At 50.1% G+C, this 2,228-nt stretch carries 1 rRNA gene; it reads right to left on the minus strand.

Going from position 1 to position 2,228, the window contains the following annotated elements:
* Positions 1-2,228, minus strand: a 23S ribosomal RNA gene (locus tag FPQ13_RS12920); the annotation flags it as partial.

A 2,228-nucleotide genomic window follows, 5' to 3' on the forward strand; every position in this document is an offset into this window, starting at 1 on the left:
GATAAGCCTGTTATCCCCGGGGTAGCTTTTATCCGTTGAGCGATGGCCCTTCCATGCGGAACCACCGGATCACTAAGTCCGTCTTTCGACCCTGCTCGACTTGTAGGTCTCGCAGTCAAGCTCCCTTATGCCTTTACACTCTATGAATGATTTCCAACCATTCTGAGGGAACCTTTGAGCGCCTCCGTTACCTTTTAGGAGGCGACCGCCCCAGTCAAACTGCCCGCCTGACACTGTCTCCCACCACGATAAGTGGTGCGGGTTAGAAAGCCAACACAGCTAGGGTAGTATCCCACCAGCGCCTCCACGTAAGCTAGCGCTCACGTTTCAAAGGCTCCTACCTATCCTGTACAAGCTGTGCCGAATTTCAATATCAGGCTACAGTAAAGCTCCACGGGGTCTTTCCGTCCTGTCGCGGGTAACCTGCATCTTCACAGGTACTATGATTTCACCGAGTCTCTCGTTGAGACAGTGCCCAAATCGTTACGCCTTTCGTGCGGGTCGGAACTTACCCGACAAGGAATTTCGCTACCTTAGGACCGTTATAGTTACGGCCGCCGTTTACTGGGGCTTCGATTCGTAGCTTCGCAGAAGCTAACCACTCCTCTTAACCTTCCAGCACCGGGCAGGCGTCAGCCCCTATACATCACCTTACGGTTTAGCAGAGACCTGTGTTTTTGATAAACAGTCGCTTGGGCCTATTCACTGCGGCTCTTCTGGGCGTTAACCCTAAAGAGCACCCCTTCTCCCGAAGTTACGGGGTCATTTTGCCGAGTTCCTTAACGAGAGTTCGCTCGCTCACCTTAGAATTCTCATCTTGACTACCTGTGTCGGTTTGCGGTACGGGCACCTATTTTCTATCTAGAGGCTTTTCTCGGCAGTGTGAAATCAACGACTCGAAGACACAATGTCTTCTCCCCATCACAGCTCAGCCTTAACGAGTACCGGATTTGCCTAATACTCAGCCTTACTGCTTAGACGTGCAATCCAATCGCACGCTTCGCCTATCCTACTGCGTCCCCCCATCGATTAAAACGATTATAGGTGGTACAGGAATATCAACCTGTTATCCATCGCCTACGCCTGTCGGCCTCAGCTTAGGACCCGACTAACCCAGAGCGGACGAGCCTTCCTCTGGAAACCTTAGTCAATCGGTGGACGGGATTCTCACCCGTCTTTCGCTACTCACACCGGCATTCTCACTTCTAAGCGCTCCACATGTCCTTACGATCATGCTTCAACGCCCTTAGAACGCTCTCCTACCATTGTCCAAAGGACAATCCACAGCTTCGGTAATATGTTTAGCCCCGGTACATTTTCGGCGCAGTGTCACTCGACTAGTGAGCTATTACGCACTCTTTAAATGATGGCTGCTTCTAAGCCAACATCCTAGTTGTCTGGGCAACGCCACATCCTTTTCCACTTAACATATATTTTGGGACCTTAGCTGGTGGTCTGGGCTGTTTCCCTTTCGAACACGGACCTTATCACCCATGTTCTGACTCCCAAGTTAAATTAATTGGCATTCGGAGTTTGTCTGAATTCGGTAACCCGAGAGGGGCCCCTCGTCCAAACAGTGCTCTACCTCCAATAATCATCACTTGAGGCTAGCCCTAAAGCTATTTCGGAGAGAACCAGCTATCTCCAGGTTCGATTGGAATTTCTCCGCTACCCTCAGTTCATCCGCTCACTTTTCAACGTAAGTCGGTTCGGTCCTCCATTCAGTGTTACCTGAACTTCAACCTGACCAAGGGTAGATCACCTGGTTTCGGGTCTACGACCAAATACTAAACGCCCTATTCAGACTCGCTTTCGCTACGGCTCCACATTTACTGCTTAACCTTGCATCAAATCGTAACTCGCCGGTTCATTCTACAAAAGGCACGCCATCACCCATTAACGGGCTCTGACTACTTGTAAGCACACGGTTTCAGGTTCTATTTCACTCCCCTTCCGGGGTGCTTTTCACCTTTCCCTCACGGTACTGGTTCACTATCGGTCACTAGAGAGTATTTAGCCTTAGGAGATGGTCCTCCCAGATTCCGACGGAATTTCACGTGCTCCGTCGTACTCAGGATCCACTCAAGAGAGACAACATTTTCGACTACAGGATTATTACCTTCTTTGATTCATCTTTCCAGATGATTCGTCTAATGTCGTCCTTTGTAACTCCGTATAGAGTGTCCTACAACCCCAACAAGCAAGCTTGTTGGTTTGGGCTCTTCCCG

The sequence above is a fragment of the Allobacillus salarius genome, from assembly GCF_007559425.1.
Classification (GTDB): Bacteria; Bacillota; Bacilli; order Bacillales; family Alkalibacillaceae; genus Allobacillus; species Allobacillus salarius.